This window comes from Lachnotalea sp. AF33-28 (genome assembly GCF_003477885.1).
Classification (GTDB): Bacteria; Bacillota; Clostridia; order Lachnospirales; family Lachnospiraceae; genus AF33-28.
Window position 1 is genome coordinate 444303 of the sequence record NZ_QUEE01000001.1, and the last position, 18244, is coordinate 462546.

Annotated in this window: 11 protein-coding genes; 2 read left to right on the forward strand and 9 right to left on the reverse strand. The window is 51.5% G+C overall.

The features are described from left to right. Nucleotides 1-171: 171 nt before the first annotated feature. Nucleotides 172-2760: an alpha-L-rhamnosidase gene (locus DWZ56_RS01790; RefSeq protein ID WP_118554654.1), complete on the reverse strand. Its 2589-nt coding sequence runs from the start codon at nt 2758-2760 to the stop codon at nt 172-174. A gap of 397 nt (nt 2761-3157) precedes the next feature. Beyond that, nucleotides 3158-4165, reverse strand: coding sequence for a LacI family DNA-binding transcriptional regulator (locus DWZ56_RS01795; RefSeq protein ID WP_118554655.1), 1008 nt, complete (start codon nt 4163-4165; stop codon nt 3158-3160). A 249-nt stretch (nt 4166-4414) separates the two neighbouring features. Here DWZ56_RS01795 and DWZ56_RS01800 point away from each other — a divergent pair, with 249 nt between their 5' ends. Continuing rightward, the gene (locus DWZ56_RS01800) at nt 4415-5071 is read left to right on the forward strand and encodes a hypothetical protein (protein ID WP_118554656.1); all 657 of its coding nucleotides are present in this window, start codon (nt 4415-4417) and stop codon (nt 5069-5071) included. On the opposite strand, the gene DWZ56_RS01805 is transcribed toward DWZ56_RS01800, so the two are convergent. The 4 genes from DWZ56_RS01805 to DWZ56_RS01820 all read right to left on the reverse strand — a co-directional run bounded on the left by DWZ56_RS01805 (nt 5068) and on the right by DWZ56_RS01820 (nt 13978). Next, nucleotides 5068-9510, reverse strand: a complete 4443-nt coding sequence (locus tag DWZ56_RS01805; protein ID WP_118554657.1) for a hypothetical protein — start codon at nt 9508-9510, stop codon at nt 5068-5070. The genes DWZ56_RS01800 and DWZ56_RS01805 overlap by 4 nt on opposite strands. Then, nucleotides 9497-10216 carry a DUF6063 family protein gene (locus DWZ56_RS01810; protein WP_118554658.1) on the reverse strand — a complete coding sequence of 240 codons (720 nt, stop codon included), beginning with the start codon at nt 10214-10216 and terminating at the stop codon, nt 9497-9499. Before DWZ56_RS01810 ends, DWZ56_RS01805 begins: the two co-directional genes overlap by 14 nt. Nucleotides 10217-10270: 54 nt before the next feature. Beyond that, nucleotides 10271-11782: a hypothetical protein gene (locus tag DWZ56_RS01815; RefSeq protein WP_118554791.1), complete on the reverse strand. Its 1512-nt coding sequence runs from the start codon at nt 11780-11782 to the stop codon at nt 10271-10273. A 399-nt stretch (nt 11783-12181) separates the two neighbouring features. After that, nucleotides 12182-13978 (reverse strand): glycoside hydrolase family 2 protein, encoded by a 1797-nt coding sequence (locus DWZ56_RS01820; RefSeq protein ID WP_118554659.1) that lies wholly within the window; start codon nt 13976-13978, stop codon nt 12182-12184. Between the two features lie 322 nt (nt 13979-14300). Between DWZ56_RS01820 and DWZ56_RS01825 the strand changes: the two genes are divergently transcribed. After that, nucleotides 14301-15221 carry an ArsR/SmtB family transcription factor gene (locus DWZ56_RS01825; protein WP_118554792.1) on the forward strand — a complete coding sequence of 307 codons (921 nt, stop codon included), beginning with the start codon at nt 14301-14303 and terminating at the stop codon, nt 15219-15221. On the opposite strand, the gene DWZ56_RS01830 is transcribed toward DWZ56_RS01825, so the two are convergent. The 3 genes from DWZ56_RS01830 to atpD form a co-directional block, all read right to left on the reverse strand. Then, nucleotides 15215-16318 carry a Wadjet anti-phage system protein JetD domain-containing protein gene (locus DWZ56_RS01830; RefSeq protein WP_118554660.1) on the reverse strand — a complete coding sequence of 368 codons (1104 nt, stop codon included), beginning with the start codon at nt 16316-16318 and terminating at the stop codon, nt 15215-15217. The genes DWZ56_RS01825 and DWZ56_RS01830 overlap by 7 nt on opposite strands. 86 nt (nt 16319-16404) lie before the next feature. Next, nucleotides 16405-16812 carry an ATP synthase F1 subunit epsilon gene (atpC, locus tag DWZ56_RS01835; RefSeq protein ID WP_118554661.1) on the reverse strand — a complete coding sequence of 136 codons (408 nt, stop codon included), beginning with the start codon at nt 16810-16812 and terminating at the stop codon, nt 16405-16407. Nucleotides 16813-16822: 10 nt separating this feature from the next. Beyond that, complete coding sequence (gene atpD, locus DWZ56_RS01840; protein WP_118554662.1) at nt 16823-18214, reverse strand: F0F1 ATP synthase subunit beta; 1392 nt, start codon at nt 18212-18214, stop codon at nt 16823-16825. Between the last annotated feature and the right edge of the window lie 30 nt (nt 18215-18244).

Sequence of the window (18244 nt, forward strand, 5' to 3'; positions counted from 1 at the left end):
GTGCTTCCTCTCCTAATGTCAACAGCCAAAGGCTGATGACCTACGCACACTTCAGTGTGCTTCCTCTCCTATGTCACCAGCCGAAGGCTGATGACATGTACACACATCGGTGTCCCTCCTCAAAATCCTGCCGGCCTTCCGGCATTAATCCCCTGTGTACTCCTGCGCGCCTTATGCTTTCCACAGGTGAAACTCATAATTTCCGCTTTCCAGGACCGCCGCATCTTCTATATCCGCCCGGTATCCTTCGGGGATATAAAAGCGCACGCTTGTATTCCAGGGGATCCGAAGTGACACTTGAAGCTCTTCCTCCGCCTTTTTCCAGCTGATCCCAAGCCTGCCTCCCGGCAGCTGCCGGCTCGCAGTCACCTCCTCCAGTTTTTTAGGCACCAAAGGCCTGATCTCATACCGCTGCACTTCTCCCGGCACAGGCTTTATTCCCGCCAGACCCTTTAGCAGCCATACTGCAAAGGCCCCAAGCATGGGATGGTCATGGGAATTCATATGGTTTACGGCCAGGTTCTCCCAGCGTTCCCATATGGTGGTAGCTCCCTGTTCCAGCATGTATCCAATGCTCGGATACGTGGTCTGTGTCATCAGTGTAAGCGCCAGATCCGCCATGCCCTCCTGCACGAACAGGTCATAAATGAGTTTCGTCATCTGATTGCCTGTAGCCAGATGGTTTCCTCTTTTCTTAACAATGTCAGTCAGCAGATGGCGCATTACCCGGTTCTTTTCGCCCTCCGGCACAATGCCGAGAAACAGCGGCATTACATCCGCGCCCTGGGCTCCGGTTCCGTAAAAGCCTTCTTCCCGGTAATACTCTTCATTGATAGCCTTTTGCAGTTCCCCGCACCGTTCATCAAAGAAATCCGCATCCGCTTCCATGCCAAGCTCCCTGCCCATTCTACTCATGACCGCGCAATCGTAATACAGATAGGAAGTGGTGACCAGAGGCTGCGGAATATCCCTTGGAACCGCGTTTTCGCCCCAGCCCCAGACAGCTTCCGTCATGGGCGGAGCCCATTCACCGAAGTAACAGTCGGGCAGAAGCCCTTTCTCCGTCCTCTCCTTCAGTTTGAACCGCACGTATTTTTTCATGGGTTCGTAGTATCTCTCCAGTATCTGCCTGTCATTTGTAAAGGAGTACAGGCACCAAGGCAGCAGCACGAAAACACTGGTGATGTGGGATCCAGGGCGTCCGCCGAAGTAATAGGGGGCTGTATCAGGTATGGCGCCATCCTCCGCCTGTGAATCCAACAGATCCTGCATCCATTTTTCATATGCAAGCACACAGTCAAAATTATAAATCGCGTTTTCATACCGCGCCGTCATATCATTGACCCAACCCAGGCGCTCATCTCTCTGCGGACAGTCCGTAGGCACGCTGTGTATGTTATTTTCCTCTGTCCTCATCACCGTTTCGTAAATGCGGTTCACAAGTTCATCGGAACAGCTAAAGGAAGCCGCTCTCTGATTTCTGGTGCTGATCTGCACGGCATCCGCCCGGTATACCAGTGTCCCGGGCTCCATTTCAATGGACACATAGCGGAAACCATGATAGGTGAAACGCGGATGCCAGGTATGCTTTCCTTCCTGTCCGATTATGTACTCATCCTTTGCTTTGGCGCCGCGTAAGTTTCTCTGGTTTACCGTGCCGTCCGGATTTAATGTTTCCGCGTATCTTATGATGACGCTGGTGCCGGGGCGGCCTTCCGCTTCAATCTCCACCCAGCCCGCCATATTCTGTCCATAATCAATGGTCATGTTATAACTGTCATTTTCACCGGTATAAGCCACATGCACGGGTGCTCTGCGGAGTCTTTCACCGATGGACGGCATGATCTGGCTTCGCAGCACTCCCTTCGGCGCATCCGCTCCCACAACTTCCTTCCAGGTTTCATCGGGGAAATAGCCGGGCTCGTTCCATCCTGTTTTCTCCCTTGATGCATCATAGGTTTCCCCATCATAGATATTGTTTTCTGTCACAGGGCCGAAAGCCGCCCGCCAGTTTCCGTCGGCCTTTGTAGCTATGATCTTCTCATCCAGATACAGATTGCACAGCACCTTCGGCCGTGAATTCCAGGATGGCCACGTTCCTGCGGCAATTCTGAAGAATTCATGTTCCAGTCCCTGCCAGCCTTCTCCCAGTTCAAATCCCAGAACATTTTCTCCCGTTTTGAGATAGCTTCCCACATCATAAACGCGGTATAGCGCTGTTTTGTTATAATCCGTCCAGCCAGGATCAAGACTGCTGTCCCCGACCTTTATGCCATTTATGGTTGTCTCGCAGTAACCGAGTCCGCACACATAGAGCCTCGCCTTTTGCGGCAGTTCCTCAAGCGTGAAGGTCCTTCGGATCAGAGGAGCCTCTCCCCTGCGCTCCTCACATGGCCGTATCCATTCTCCTGTCCACTCTTTTTGGCAAAGGATTCCGGTCTCAAAGCTGTCGGATGATGAGAGCGCTGTCTCTCCTCCGTCTGTGAGAACCGAAACCTCCAGATCCCACAGATAGCGTTTCCGGCTTTCTAATGCCGGGCCTTCATAGAGTATACCGCTGTTCTTTCCCGACATCCGCATCCCGCTGTCCCAGATCAGGTCTCCGGATTCGTCCTTTACCGAAACCCGGTATGATTTCTGCATGGTGTTTGCCAGAGTCCCTTCCAACCTCCATGCGAATCTGGGATGTTCATTCTGTATTCCCAGAGGGGATTGCAGGTACTCGCAGGTCATCACCAGAATGCTGTCCTTTTTCTCCATATTCTTCTCTCCTATACGAATATTGTTGTTTCGGGTAAATTATTTTTGCGTTTTTTATTATGCATATTTTATATATATGCATTGATTTTATTATATTCGTTTATGTATTAATAATATCATTTGCGGGTAAACCTGTCAATTGTTGAAATGTTATAATTTTACCCGGGTAAAATTATAACATTATGCTGAAAACCAATCCTGTCCACAGGATTCTCCGTCCCTGGCGGGCCGCACAAAAGGAGTTCAATAGTATTTTCAGAGAAAAAGCATGTGTGCGCTTTTGAAATGCAAATGGAAAACAAGTCGGATTATCCAAAAGAAAGCAGCGGCAATAAAAGTGCATGCTGCTGCTTTCGCAAATTACTCATAGTTTTGTCTCCATCTTTCTGCCCCACAATCAGCTGCGCGCAGCTGTGGACTCACGCACAAGGAGCTTCCCGCCATTTCTGAAATAGCCTACATTCCCCTGGATCATGTTGGCATACAAGAGCTCAAATGCCTTTCTTCCCAGCTTCTTGTCCGCCTCCAGCGTGGTCAGGGATGGAGAACTGTATCTGGCCAAGTCCGTTCCGTCAATACCGACCACGGAAACATCCTCGGGTATCCTAAGTCCGCATTCTTTGAAAGCCCTCATGGCACCAATGGCCATCATATCATTGCCGCATACGGCCGCGGTAAATTTTTTACCCGACTCGACCAGCTGCCGCGCCCGCTGATAGCCGTCCAGCATGGTCGTCGTATATGGGAATTTCCCATCAATCAGCAGATGATCCTCATAATCCAGGCCCAGACGTTTCACGTTATTTAAATAGAACCTGCATCTGCAGTCACTTTCGAGCTTTCTTCCCAAACCGCTTAGGTAAGCGATCTCCCGGTGTCCCAGCTTATATAGGTACTCCATGATCTTCCACATGCCGTCCTCATAATCGTTCTCGAGGGAAGAGATCCTCTTCGTGTCGATCTGCACATTGCCGCTGGCCACCACCTTAATGCCGTTATCCACCAGCCGGTAGAGCTTCTGCGTATCGAATTTATGGGGAAGGGCAGTCACAAATATGCCCTCCAATCCCCGGGATATAAAGTTTTCGAAATACGCATCCAGCTTGCTAAGCCCCATGCAGATGTTTACAAAGTAATTTTGCTCATCCGCAGCCCGTTCAAAATCCTCCGCCAGCTCAGCGAAAAACGGATTGGATATATCCTCCAGTATGATTCCCACCTGCATAGTCCGCTTTGTGGACAGGCTTCTGGCGACCATATTGGGACTGTAATTCAGCTGCTTTATAACTTGTCTGACATGCTCTGCGGTTTCCGCCTTCACCTTGTCAGAATTATTCAATACATTTGATACCGTTGCCGTCGATACTCCGGCCGCCTTTGCCACATCTCTCCTGGTTACCGCCATATTTATTCCCCCGGACAATTCCAATTTATAATCATACTAGCATCGGAATTTCATTATGTCAATTGCCCGATGATGCCGCCGCCCGTTTATCATAGAAAATTGTTACAATTCTCTGCCCCCGCTATGCGCGGGACGTTTACGGACGCTGTAAAGTAAGCTGTAAAGTAACAGAAAATTTGCATTGTTCTGTCCTCGCTTGATTGATATAATATGTTTAAAGTGAGCACATGTCGAGGAGGGACTTAAAAAATGAAACTGCCAAACAAGCACAGCCACTGTTACACCTGTCTTTTCATTCCCTATATACTGATCCTGGTAACGCTCACCTCCTGCAGACCGCAGGATGCGCTGCAGAATACTTCCGTCGGTGCCGGCGGGGCCTCTTTTGAGGCCGAAACGCCAGCCAAACAGACCGACGGTCAGCCCGTAAAACGCTTTGCCGGCGAAGAGTCCGGTGAAACCGAACCGGCCATCCCGGAATCTCTCAACTTTAAGTACCTCCTGCCGGTGCCCAGCCGCATCTCCTATCACACGGAGTCCTGTGATATCTCTGTCGAAAACCCGGAGCTGATCAGCCGTATCTGGGCCCTGCTGCTGGATGCATGCGATGACGGCGCCCCTTTTAATATGTGCCTGTTTGATCAGGATAACAGTTCATTTGAGGGCGCAGCATACTATTTTCTGGTTCAATATGAACAGATGCATACCATTTCCGTTCTGTCCGAAGAGGGCGCAAAGGGATGCGTCCTGGATTTCGATGAAATCTACTTCGGATCAGAGGAAACGGAGGGCAGCGGATATATCATACCTCTCGGCACCAAGCAGTACTGTCACGTGCTGGGTGCCGGCGGACTGGGGGATGCACGGGTAAAAATCGAAGAAGTACTGCAGGCAAACGGCTTTTAGAGGGGCAGCGTCTCCTGCTTATACTCCGCCGCAATGTATTCCGCCGCATCAGCCTCAATCTGGCTGCGGTAATCCACCACCACGGTCTGCTGACGGCCGCCCACCACTTTTTGCCCCAGGATATAGTTCACATCAAATTTACCGGTTATGGCCGGTGTCGCTCCACGGGTGGGCACGATCAGCTGCACCTGATTGGCCAGAAGCATGGCGAAGATCGGCTCCCAGATATAGGTATCCTTGGCGGCGCCGAAGGGATTATCGATAAAGATAACCTTGGTCAGATCCTCCGGATCCCCATGCCATGAGTTGATGCTGGCGATGTAATTGATGACAGCGATCAAAAACTGGATATAGATGCCCTGGGACTGTCCGGTGCTCCCCACTGCATCCTCATAACGCAGGTGACGGCTCTGCTCCTTGATGCGTTCCCGTTTATACAGTTCCAGGCCGATGCCGTTCATGTCCCTGACAATCACCGAGAACAGCCGCTTCAGGGAAAGCTCCTGGATCACATAGCGCTTTTTCTCCTCCTCGCTGTCATAGCGGTCCATGTTCGTCATGACCTTCTCCAGATATTCGGAGATAAAGTAACCCTGCTGCTCTTCCTTCACATAGGGCACATGCAGCTTGACGATCTGCGTCAGCTCGCCGTCGATGATAATGCTGGAGAGCTTCGGAAATTTATCCAGCTCCATCTTCACATTGTTGCAGCGCTGCAGGCACTGGTTTTCGAAACTTTCCCTGATCTTCTCAATGTCCCTAAGCCCGCTCTCAATCCGCTCCTTTTCGAGCCTCGTCATGCTGCAGGCCTCTTCCAGGCTGCGGATCTGATGCTCCGTCTGATACGAATCCTTCGGCACATGGATCTGTTCGCGCAGCTGCAGGGCAAACGGCAGCGCATCTGCCTGCTTTAACCCTTCTTCACAATCCTGCTTAGCCTTCTCAAATACCTTACCGGCCCTCTCTTTCACCGCGGTCCACCGGTTCCATCGATCTTTCAGGCCTGCCAAAGCTTCCGCATAATCGGCAATATAAGATAACACGCCCTCCTCTTCCGGCTCTTTTACATTCACCGCATAGGTTTCAATCAGCAGGTTCACGCTATCCTTAAGCCGCTCCAGGGATATGCTGCGCTGCTGCTTGCCGGACAGCTCTTCCCGCAGGTGGGAAAGCTCAGCGTCCATCGCTCTTTTCAGCTGCTGCGCCTCTGCTATCGCAATGCCGAAATCCAGAATTTCCTCCGAAATCCGCTGCACACTTCCATAGGTCTCGGCAATCTGTGAAGCCATCAGCCTGATCTCCGACTCATGCCCTGACTTCTCCTGTTCCAGGCGGTTCTTCTGTTCTGTCCGCTTCTTAAGCTCCCTGCCGGCCCTCTCAATCGCATCCCGCTGTTCTGACAGCGCTTCTTCCGCGGTTCTTTTAAGCCTGCGTTCCTCATACAGAAGCTCCAGCGCGCCCAAATCCGCCTTTCGCTTTTTCATCTCATTCAGAGAGCCGCTCATCTTGCCTTCCAGCACCGTGAGTATCCCGTTCTTTTCAGCAGTCTGGCTGTTCTCCTGTTCAAACGCCTTTAAGGTGGCGGAAAGCTTGACGTCCAAATCCTCCTCGATGACCTCCGGCACAGGCAGGCCGGGTCTGTCATAGGGCGCATACTCTTTGGACCACTGTTCAGCCAGCAGGCGCAGTTCCTCCTGTGCCTGACGGATATCCGCCCTGCACTCCTCCATCACAGCCTGCTGCAGGAGGATATCCCTGCGGCAGCTCTCCTGTAAAGCGGTCAGCTCAGCCTGTCTTCGTTCAAACCCTTCAGCTGCCTTTTTCTGCACTCCAAACTCGTCCCAGCAGGCATCCATCCGCTTTAATACGGACAGCAGTTCTTCCTGTTCCCCAAGCTGTCCTGCAAGCGCGCTCTGCTCCTCTTCCAGCTCTTCCAGGCGGCGCGCCGTTCGCTCTTTTTCAGCCGCCTGCGCATCCAACGCTTTCCCGAGGTCCGCGCCGCGCGCTTTAAGCTCCTCCAGTTCCCGTACCCACAGACCATATCCGCGGGCGGATTCCAGATATTCAGACACCAGCGCGCAGTCACCGGCGCAGGTCTTCTCCTGTTCACTTAATGAGGGGATGCGGCTCTCCAGACTGCCGATAGCGGTCCTGACTCTGTGAAGCTCCTTTTCCAGCGTATCCTTTTCAATAAACCAGGAGATATCGCGGCCCGCAAACAGGATGCCGTCCTGTGCCGCCGCATTCGGATTATCCAGCAGCATCCGGTCGATCACGGGAACCGTCCAGGTCAGTTTCTTCCAACAGTCCGGTTTGGGATCAGCCTTGATTTTATCGTATACACCATGGGAAACAACAATACAATAGGGCAGGAACGAAAAGCGCTCCAGCAGATTCCTTCTGGCCTCCTGGGGCATCCTGGAAAGCATGTCCGCACCCGATGTTCCGTCCTGATATTTTCTCTCCAGGTAATCCAAAAGCTCCGAGGTTTCATCCGTAACCGCAAACAGCACGCCCGCCTCCAGCTGCCGGCAGACCTGACGCAGCCTGGAAAGCTCCCGCTCGCTGTCGCTTTTCTGTATCACCAGTTCCTCTCTGCGATGGGATATCAGTTCCAGGAGGCGCTCCGGCTGTTCCTCTCCATATGCACGGCCGCGCATATCCGCCTGCTCCTTTAATAGGCGGTGGGCATCGCATTTCGATTCCAGCTCTTCCTTCCGCTTCTTACTATCCTCCAGAAGATGCTCCAGATTCTTATCCTCCAGAGCCAGTTCCACAGCCTTTTTTCTCATTTCCTCCGATTCAGAGGCCATCGATTGGCGATGCCGGAGCAGCTCCTCTAACACCTGCGTCTCCTGTGATATCTGCGCTTTAAGCTGTTCCATCACAAGCACGGGGGCTCTGTCCTTCAGCTCCTCCAAAGCGGCCAAAAGCTTCTCCGTCTTCTCTTTATTTTCCTCCTGGCGGGAGTTCAGCACCGCCAGCTCACGGTCCGCTTCCCGCTCCTTTTCATCGGATGCTGCATGGCACTTTTCAGCCTCCTTCAGCCTTTGTCCACTCTCTTCCACGCGGGAGTCAAGCATTTTCTGCCTGCGCTCATTGAGAACTTTTTTCTGGGATACCAGTTCCTCCAGACGGCGGTACTGCTCCTCGCTGCCTTTTTTCTGTATCTCTATCTCTTCGCGGATGCGGGCGCACGCTTCCCTGTCCGATGCATATTCCAGATAATAGTTCGCCGTCTCTTTCCCGGTCAGTGAGCGTTCGAGCTCTTCCTTTTCCTGCAAAGCCAGACCGCACTGCCTGGCCGTCCGCTCAAGATTCTCCACGCACAGTTCCAGTTTGTGCTCCGCCTCCATAAGCTTTAAAGTCTCCGCCCTGCGATGCATCTGCACGCGGCGGCTTTGCAGATCCTCCTCCTGCGCCGATAATTCTTCCAAAGCTTTTTTAAGCGTCTCAATTTCCCTGGCAAGGGAGAAGTAAAAGCTGCCGGTCTCCTCCGCGAGCACCTCCTGCTCTCTGTAGATTTCAAGAAACGCGGAGAGCTTTTCAGAAAATTTCTCCAGCAGCGCAATCTGACGGTCATACCCCGCAATCTGTCGTTTCTTTCTGGAGAGCTCCATCATCTTGTCACGGATGTCCAGCAGCGTAGCTGCCAGGCGCTCGTCCTCATTTTCCTGCCCGATCTTGACCTGGTAGGCTTTCTGTATGATCTCTTCAATCAGCAGATCTTCCACCACTTTCCTGGTGGTACGGTAAGCCGTTTCAAAATAGGTGCGGACATGTCCCTCTGTCTTATTGATACCGCGGATGATATTCCATTGGCTCTCATACAGGCCGTAGCCGGCGATAAATCTCTGATATTCGTTCTTCCGGTCAAAGACCATGACCATATAGCGGTTGCTGTTTTTATCCGACAGCTGCTTTAGCAGGGACCTAAGACCGGAGTACGTGATGCGCTCTCTGCCGTCGGTTAGCGGCAGATTGCGGATGTCATGCTCCCCATACTCGGAGTAAAAGATGCAGTAGTTGAAATACTCAATGGACTGTGCCGAAGCCTGTCCGCTCACCGCGCCGGCTTCTTCCCCCTCATGCCTGTCCGCCGCACGTTCCCGCCCCTTTCTGGCACTGAAGCCGGTGGTCATATATTTATAGCCCGTCCGTTTGCTGTCCGGACGGTCCAGCCTCCACTCAATCAGAGAGTGAATGACGGAACTCGCATTGCCGCCTCTGAACAGCTTTTCCACCGGCTGCTTGTCGTCCAACGTACAGTTCGGTATCAGATTCTGCAGAAGGAGAAGCAGAAGAACGCTCTTTCCGCCGCCGTTGGCCAGATCGTACAGAGCGTTTTTCCCCTGAAAGTTCATGCAGAAATCGTCATAGAACTGAGTGCCGTTGTTGTACTTAATGTTGTTGACCCTGACACGGTTAATATGCGGCATCGTCTTCTCCTCCCATCATGACCTCGTAGATCCTGCTCTGATGTTCCACAAAGTATCGCTCGATCAGCGCTTTAAACCTCGCGGTGGGATAGTACATCTCCTCCACCACGGTGAACAGCCTCTGTTCCTCCAGAAAGTTGAACACTTTCTTCACCAGGCCGGTGCGGCTTCCCATCTCAGCCCGGACCCCCGACCCGGCCTCCGTGCTCACATCCGGCATCTGCTCCCATAAAAGAGCGATTTCCTTAAAGCTGTATTCCTCCACCTCCGTGAACACTACCGTCTGTATCTGCTGAAATACACGGTGGAAGGACAGGGTAACGTTTTCCACTATCTCATGTATCTTCACATAATCCTGATAGGTGTAGGTTGCGGAATCTGTATAGAATTTGGTGATGATATTGTAAATGATGAAATAGCACAGAAACAGCTGACGGTTTACCCTGATCCCAAAAGCGGCCCGAAGCTCCTCATTGGTAAAACCGAACACCGCGTTATTCCCGCCAGGGCTTAGGTAAAGGCCGTTATTATAATCATAAAGCTCCAGGTTAAGCGACCTGGTAAGCTGCATCACCAGCTCATAAACCTCCCCGTTCTGATTCCAGGCATCATAGAGCTTGGAATTGACCCCCTGCTCCGCCACCTCTTCCTGGTTCACCAGCTTGGCAAAAATCTCTATGGCTGTCTCCATCGCCTGATTCTGCATCTCATTCCATCCTTTCTAAGGTCATCAACCGAAGGTTGATGACCTGCGCGCACTTCAGGGCGCTTTCTCAAATCTGATATTGGTTACTGTAAATGCGGAAGGGAGTTCCAGCTCATCCTCCGGCAGCATGGTCAGCCTGAAGTCCGTCATGTCCCCTGTGCCGCTCTGTTCCAGATAATAGGCGGCCAAAAGCCCTTCAAAGGCTGTGGACGGCTTTTCTGCGGCCTGTTTTATATGGTACTCCTGTTTCTGGCACAGCTGAACCAGAAAAGAATAATAGTCACCGTTCACAAAGATCCGTTTTCCGAATCTCTCTTCCAGATACCGGTTCCAGTCTTTCAGCTCAAATTCGCCCTCTTTTTTGAACATCTCAAACAGCAATTTTAACAGTCTGCTGAAATTGCCGGATATCCTGGCCTCCTCCAGCTCATCGTCATAGACATAATCGGCCTCCCGGGCCTCTTTAAGTTCCTCCGTCTCCTCCTCCAGGCCGGGATGCAGAAGAAACAGATCATCGATCCGGTTCAAATCAAAGATCTTCTTCACATGGGGCAGAAGCAGCGGTGATACCAGGTTTTCCAAACCCGATGAGCTGTCACGGTCCATCAACAGCTCCATATACTGCTTGAAATAGAACACGCTGCGGATGGAATTGAGCTTACCCTGTTCCACAAACGCATCGGCTTTTTTCTTCAGGTCCATACATTCGGCCAAAAGCTCCGAGTGCCTTGCGATAGCAGTTTTCAGTTCTCCGTCCAATAGGAATATCTCTTCCCGGTTTTTCACCTGCTCCAGCGGTGAGAGCATATTCATGGCGCCTCCGATCAGGGCCGCGTTCTTCATAAACAGATCGTGTTCCTCATCAAACCAGCGGACGCTGTTCTGGAAAAATTCATCGTACAGGCGGATACCTTCTTTTAGGTCGTGGCTTAGGACATTGAGCACGCTGCGCTTTTCCATCTTCAGCTTGTTCACCTCATTGCAGATTCTGCGCACTACCTCCCGGCCGCCTCTGAAATTGCGGGATTTGATCATCTTCTCCAATAAAAGCTGCTGGATGCTGATCTTGCTCTCTTCTTTGAATTCCTTGGTGTTGAGATAGAATTCTATACCGGTCTCGGTTATGTAATAATAGATGCTGCCCTCAAAAAAATTGCTCTTAATCAGCCATACCCTGGCCGCCTTCTCTTTCTTAATCTCCGGGTCATAATATGTATAGGTAAAAGGCTTACCATCGTTCTTGATCTTGTCGAAAATGTAGGCCGCAATCTGCGCGCTCTCCTCACGGTCCAGCCGCAGGCCGAACTCTTTGGCGAGGAAGCTTTCCAGAAATGCGTGATAATCCCTGTAGGAAACCCCTGTGTCATTAAAATTATTCTCTTCTATAAACATGCGAAGGATCGCCATAAGCGTATAGCCCATGTCGATCCGGCTGTATTTTCCGTTCTGAAACTGTTCCAGGCTGTTGTCGGCAATCTGAAAAAATGGGAAGTACTTTTTCAGATTCTCCATGCGCATAGCCTGTTCTTCTCTGATCTGGGCGATATATCCCTGGTATTTATCCATAGCTTGCCTTTCATCCTGCATGGGATTGCTCTGTTTCCTTCCGGCAGGAGTTATATTCTCTGCCATATCATTGGACGGGTGGGCATATGGCAGAACTGCCGGTTGCTGATACAACATCATAGAATATAAATATTTAGACCGCTCCAAACGGAGCGCTGACTGGTGTATTCATTATATCTTTTCGACAGCGAAATGGCAACCACTATTTCTCGCCGCAAGGTACCTCCTAAAAATGTTACTATTCATAGCTGTCATAAACGTCCCGCGCATAGTGGGGCAGAGTATAATCCCCACTATGCGCTGCTTTATCGGCAGTCATGAACCTTGACTTTTTCGTTACTATTTACGGCTGCCGACATGCGCGGGAAATTTGTGGCAACCGTGAATAGCAACACTCTTTCAAACCTTTTTTTCGTATCCGACCTTGCGCATGTTGATTTCACGTATGATCTCGGGTTCTACCTTAAAGTTGCGCTCCATATCCATCAGGCCGTTGATCTCCTGCTGGACATCCGTAACCTGAGTATAGCAGAAACCGCAGACATAGGATAGTTCCTTTATGGCCGTAGTGATGCTATCAAACCTCTGGACAAAGGCCTCTTTGGTATCCACCTTATCCCCATAACCCCAGCCGGATTCGCCATTGTCAAAGGCGATGCCGCCGAATTCACTGATGATCACCGGCTGACCTCTGTATTCATAGCCGTCTGCAAAGGCGCTTCTGTCTTTGTTATGATACAGCGCTGACTGCAGTATGCGGTCCCGGCCTTGGGAGTAACGCGCCTTTAATATGTCCCCGGATGCCTCGTAATCGTGAAGCGTGATGATATCCGAGACAGTGTGCTCCCAGCCGTCGTTCACAATCACAGGGCGGGTTTTATCTAAGCTCTTTGTGAGATAGTAGATGGCTTCTGTAAAATGCTGCTGGTCTTTTCTGGTCTTGATCCGGCTGATTCCCCAGGATTCATTAAACGGCGTCCAGGTTATGATACAGGGATGATTATAGTTTTGTTTTACTATTTCCATCCATTGTGCGGTGAATTCCGTGACCGCGTAATCCGTATAATCATAAGCGGCCGGAGCTTCGCTCCATACCAGCATTCCTTTCTTATCACACCAGTACAGAAAGCGTTCGTCCTCCGTTTTCTGGTGCTTGCGGAGTCCGTTATAGCCCAGCGCATGTATCTTATCGATATCCTCTATTAAAGCCTCCTCGCTCGGAGGGGTCAAATGGGAATCTTTCCAGTACCCCTGATCCAGGATCAGTCTCTGATACAGCGGGCTGCCATTGAGCAGTATATTGCTTCCGTCAATGCGGATTTCCCGCATCGCGAAATAAGATCCGACCTCATCCAGGACGGCTCCTTTATCCGTGATTCTAAACAGTATATCGTAAAGATCCGGTCTGGCCGGGGACCAGCAGCGCACCTGATGCGCAAAGCCCTCCGGCGTCTGCACCGCCAGATCCACGCAGGAATTTATATGCCCGTTCACAACAGCCGTAAACGTCCGGCTGATCAACTGTCCGCTGAAGGAAACCGTGGTTTCCACCATTAATTCACCGTTAAAGCGGTCTTTTGGGGCCCTCACATCCAGCTCCAGGTTCAGGCGGTCCGCCTCGCAGTCAGGAGTCATTTTCACATTAACGAGGCTGATTTCAGGCACGTACTCCGCCCAGACGGTCTTCCAGATGCCGGTGGTCTGCACATACCAGCACCCGAAGCTTAAGTCCTTCCAGCGCTGCTTGCCACGGGGCTGCTGCGTGTCAAAGGAATCCTCCACCTTGACGGTCAGGCTGTTTTTGCCGTCCTTCACCAGCTGGGTGATGTCAAACGAAAATCTCACGTACCCGCCTCGGTGGCTTCCGGCGTATCTGCCATTGACCCAAAGCCTGGTCAGGTAATCGGAGCCCTCAAAATGTATGACATACCTGCTGTCCTTTAATCTGGATGCGTCCACCTCAACGGTTCTGTGGTACCAGACATTGTCGTGACGGGTCTCATCCCTAATATTGCTAAGTTCCGTTTCATAGGTAAAAGGCACCCGGATCTGAAGATCGCTTTCAAAACCTTCGTACCATTTTTCGTTTTCACCCGCATTTTCGTCATCGAAACGGAAATCCCAGATTCCGTTCAGATTTTCCCAGGATTTGCGGACAAACTGCGGTCTCGGATAATCTTTTATATAGCATTCCATTTTGTTTACCCCCATATCGGTATATATTTATTTTGTTCTTTACTGATAATTATATAGTTTTGCTGCAGCAAGTAAAGTAAATACGGATTGATTCGAATGGATTATAGCGGAAAATCATATTTATCAACAGCAACGCTGTATAAATGAGAAAGTTTTTCTGTCTTTTTCACATGATAGCTGTTAAAATAATGATGACATTAAGAGGAAGCACACTGAAGTGTGCGCAGGTCATCAGCCTCCGGCTGGTGACAGGAAAAGAGGAAGCACACTGAAGTGTGCGCAGGTCATCAGCCTGGTGACAGGAGAAAGGGGAACGGACGGAATGGCAAAATTTATACAGTATGATATGGACAATGCGGATGCGTTATGCAGGCTGGGAAAGGCGCTCTCCTCACCGGCGCGTCTGGAAATACTGAAGCTGCTGTATGGCAGGGATCTGATCATCGGCAGCATTGCTAAAGAGTTGGGACTTCCCGTATCCAGCACGGCATTCCATCTGCGGGTTCTGGAGGAGGCAGGGCTCATCTCTATGGAAGAGCTGCCGAATACCAGGGGGAGCATGAAACTGTGCCGCTGTAGTGCGGACCGCATTTCAGTCGATCTGGCCGGCAGAAAATCCGACATCGACGAGATCTTCAGCGCGGAAATGCCGGTGGGCGCATTCAGCAGCTGCAGGGTGACCCCCACCTGCGGCCTCTGGTCCGTGGACGGCATGATCGGAAATGAGGATGCGGAATACTGCTTTTATCTGCCCCAGCGCATGAATGCCGCTATCCTGTGGAGTTCTTCCGGGTATCTGGAATACAAATTTGCAAACGGAGTACCGCAGAATAGAACCGCCAAAAAGCTTACGCTTTCCATGGAACTGTGTTCGGAGGCCCCGTCCTATAAGGAGGACTGGAAATCAGACATTACGCTCTGGATAAACGGCAGGGAATGCGGAACCTGGACCAGCCCCGGAGATTTTGGAGGCAGGAGGGGACGCCTGAATCCACCCTGCTGGGCCAACGGGAAAACCCAATACGGCATGCAGGTGATCTGGGAAGTGGATGAAGAAGGGACCTGTATAAACGGCAAAAAGGCGGCCCAAACTTCGATAAAGCAGCTGTTTCTTTCGGAGCGGGCCTATGTCGCAGTAAAAATCGGCAATAAGCCCGACAGCCGGTATGTGGGAGGATTTAATATCTTCGGCAAAGGATATGGGGATTATAATCAGGATATTGTTCTGACCATCGCCTATTGACCGGCTTGCTGCTGCCCGATCCCAAGCCAGATCGGCGCGACGGCCTCCTGAGGTATGTATCTTCCTTCCTCAAAAAGTTTTATAAGGCGGGCGGCGGTATCCCCGGGCAGTTCTTCAAGCACCGGGAGCGCCTCTCGCATGGCTTCAGCCATTACATGTGTTTCTGTCAGGGGCAGTGCCTTCGGATCATAGGCTGAGACCAGCGCCTGATACCAATCAGACCGCAGCGAAACCTTATACATCTGCCCGTACCGTCTCCGAAATTTGGCATAGATGGACAGGCCCTCCGGGTCCAGATCTCCGAAGTAATGCACCGCATCCCCTCCCCCAATCCCATAATCCTTTGCCACCGCAAAGGAACTTAGAATCTTCTTTCCCTCGCCGAATATCACACAGTCATAGCCAAAGCCAGCCATTTTTTCCATTACCGTATAATAAGTATCCTTATTCTCCGTTATGAGCACACGGTGCTGCCTGTTTTCATAAAGGCCCGGATAGGAAATATGGAAAAACGGTTCCGGCGCATGCCTCACTCCCAGATTGCTTAATGAAAGGCCCATCCGGTTTAACACTTCCAGGGCGCGCCCGCTGGATTTTTTATTCTTTTCGGGCTGTTCAAATGCTTTCTCACTGTGAAAAAGGTAAAATCCAAGCTCATTGGCGGTCAGGTCCGGTTTCTCTTTTTGCTGCCAGCAGCTGTAGATCCTGTCCAGATATCCCTTGTCTTTCTCGAACTCCGCCTTTTTCGCACGGTAGTATTCCGGCACTCTGGTGCCCGGATATGCATAGAGCTGTTTCTGATACCCACTGTCGTATTCTTTTGTTCTGGATGTTCCGTTGAGGAGATATTTCTCATAAGAAGGCACGGCCGCCCTTCTCACCTTCGAGCTTGCCACAGGGCTTAAGATTTGGTCACGGCAGAGCCGGTCCAGGGCCCGTTCGAACTCCTCCATCCGCGCCACCCTGATCATCCGGATGCAGCTTTCATCCCCTCCGCCTGCCGCCTCCAGCAGTTCTTCCTTTTGAATCCTCCTGCAAAAGCCTTTGTTTTTCTCCAACTGTACCTTACAGTATTCCGCTAACAATTCGTATATCATAGCTCACTCCTGCTGCTTTTATAGCAAAACAGGCAGGAATTCCGTCCGTTGTATGGAATTCCTGCCTCATGATCTTATCTCATCCGTTATTTGGTCAGCGACAGACGCACCAGCGCCTTTTTTAAGGCCACCTCCGCCCTCAGGCGGTTATACTGCCCGTCACCGCTGTTTAAACGGCGTTCCGCACGGACCTTTGCTTCTTCCGCGCGATGGCGGTCAATTTCTTCCGGCCACTCCGCTTCCTCAGCCAGGATGGTGATGCTGTCCTTAAGAATGGTGACAAATCCCTCATGCACCGCGGCCTTTTTCACTGTGGCGCCGGCCTCCTCATGGATGGTCAGCACACCCGGTTCCAGCGCACAGGTCAGGGGAATATGATTTTTATATACGCCGATCTGGCCTTCGCTGGTGTTCATCTCCACCATATAGGCCTGACCTTCATAAAACACGCGGTCCGGCGTGATCACTTTTAATTCAAACAAATTATCTGCCATACCATCCCCCTTATTTTATGCGGGCCAGTACGTCATCTATGCTGCCGGCATTTAAGAAATAGCTCTCCGGAATATCGTCATGCTTTCCTTCGATGATCTCTTTAAAGCCCTGTATCGTATCCGCAATGGGAACATATCTGCCCTCCAGACCGGTAAACTGTCCCGCCACGAAGAACGGCTGAGACAAAAATCTCTGGATCTTTCTTGCTCTGTTTACGGTCAGCTTATCCTCCTCGGAAAGCTCATCCATGCCCAGCATCGCGATGATATCCTGCAGCTCATTGTACTTCTGCAGTATTTCCTGTACCCTTCTGGCCACATAATAGTGCTCTTCTCCTACGATGCGGGGATCCAGGATCCTGGAGGTGGACTCCAGCGGATCCACTGCGGGATAGATGCCCAGCTCCACGATGGAACGGGACAGCACGGTGGTGGCGTCCAGATGGGCGAAAGTGGTGGCCGGTGCAGGATCCGTCAGGTCATCCGCAGGCACATACACCGCCTGAACGGAGGTGATGGAACCGTTCTTGGTGGAAGTGATGCGTTCCTGAAGAGCGCCCATTTCGGTCTGCAGCGTGGGCTGATAGCCTACTGCGGAAGGCATGCGGCCCAGCAGCGCGGACACCTCTGAACCCGCCTGCGTGAAGCGGAAGATATTGTCGATAAACAATAGCACGTCCTTACCGCCCTCATCACGGAAATACTCCGCCATAGTGAGCCCCGTCAGCCCCACTCTCATTCTGGCTCCCGGCGGCTCATTCATCTGCCCGAAAACCATGGTGGTCTTATTGATAACGCCCGACTCCTGCATCTCATAGTACAGGTCGTTTCCCTCTCTGGTTCTCTCTCCTACGCCGGTGAATACGGAATATCCTCCGTGCTCTGTGGCGATATTGCGGATCAGCTCCTGGATCAGCACGGTCTTGCCTACGCCGGCGCCGCCAAACAAACCGATCTTGCCGCCCTTCTGATAGGGGCAGAGCAGGTCAACAACCTTAATGCCGGTCTCCAGCATCTCTGTCTCCGTGGACTGTTCTTCAAAAGCCGGAGCCTTCCGGTGGATCGGCAGCGTCTTTTCTGTCTTGGGGGCCGGCTTATTGTCAATAGGCTCTCCCAGGACATTGAAGATACGGCCCAGGGTATTTTCCCCCACCGGAATGGTGATGGGCGCGCCGGTTGCAATGGCTTCCATGCCGCGCACCAGACCATCCGTAGGACCCATGGCGATGCATCTGACCGTATCGTCGCCGAGATGCTGTGAAACCTCTACCGTCAGGGTACTGCCGTCCCTGGCAGGCACTTTTACGGCTTCATTGATCTGGGGAAGACAGCCGGTAGGAAATTTTATATCTAAAACCGCGCCGATAATCTGCGTGATCTTTCCTGTGTTGTTCAATGCCATTATCCTTTTCCTTTCCTTGTTAGTTCTTAA

What these genes read in the sequence shown, in the direction of transcription:
- DWZ56_RS01805 (WP_118554657.1), bottom strand. Translation starts at nt 9,510, where the DNA reads ATGCCGCATATTAACCGTGTCAGGGTCAACAACATTAAGTACAACAAC.
- DWZ56_RS01825 (WP_118554792.1), top strand. Translation starts at nt 14,301, where the DNA reads ATGGCAAAATTTATACAGTATGATATGGACAATGCGGATGCGTTATGC.
- DWZ56_RS01830 (WP_118554660.1), bottom strand. Translation starts at nt 16,318, where the DNA reads ATGATATACGAATTGTTAGCGGAATACTGTAAGGTACAGTTGGAGAAA.
- atpD (WP_118554662.1), bottom strand. Translation starts at nt 18,214, where the DNA reads ATGGCATTGAACAACACAGGAAAGATCACGCAGATTATCGGCGCGGTT.
- DWZ56_RS01790 (WP_118554654.1), bottom strand. Translation starts at nt 2,760, where the DNA reads ATGGAGAAAAAGGACAGCATTCTGGTGATGACCTGCGAGTACCTGCAA.
- DWZ56_RS01800 (WP_118554656.1), top strand. Translation starts at nt 4,415, where the DNA reads ATGAAACTGCCAAACAAGCACAGCCACTGTTACACCTGTCTTTTCATT.
- atpC (WP_118554661.1), bottom strand. Translation starts at nt 16,812, where the DNA reads ATGGCAGATAATTTGTTTGAATTAAAAGTGATCACGCCGGACCGCGTG.
- DWZ56_RS01815 (WP_118554791.1), bottom strand. Translation starts at nt 11,782, where the DNA reads ATGGATAAATACCAGGGATATATCGCCCAGATCAGAGAAGAACAGGCT.
- DWZ56_RS01795 (WP_118554655.1), bottom strand. Translation starts at nt 4,165, where the DNA reads ATGGCGGTAACCAGGAGAGATGTGGCAAAGGCGGCCGGAGTATCGACG.
- DWZ56_RS01810 (WP_118554658.1), bottom strand. Translation starts at nt 10,216, where the DNA reads ATGCAGAATCAGGCGATGGAGACAGCCATAGAGATTTTTGCCAAGCTG.
- DWZ56_RS01820 (WP_118554659.1), bottom strand. Translation starts at nt 13,978, where the DNA reads ATGGAATGCTATATAAAAGATTATCCGAGACCGCAGTTTGTCCGCAAA.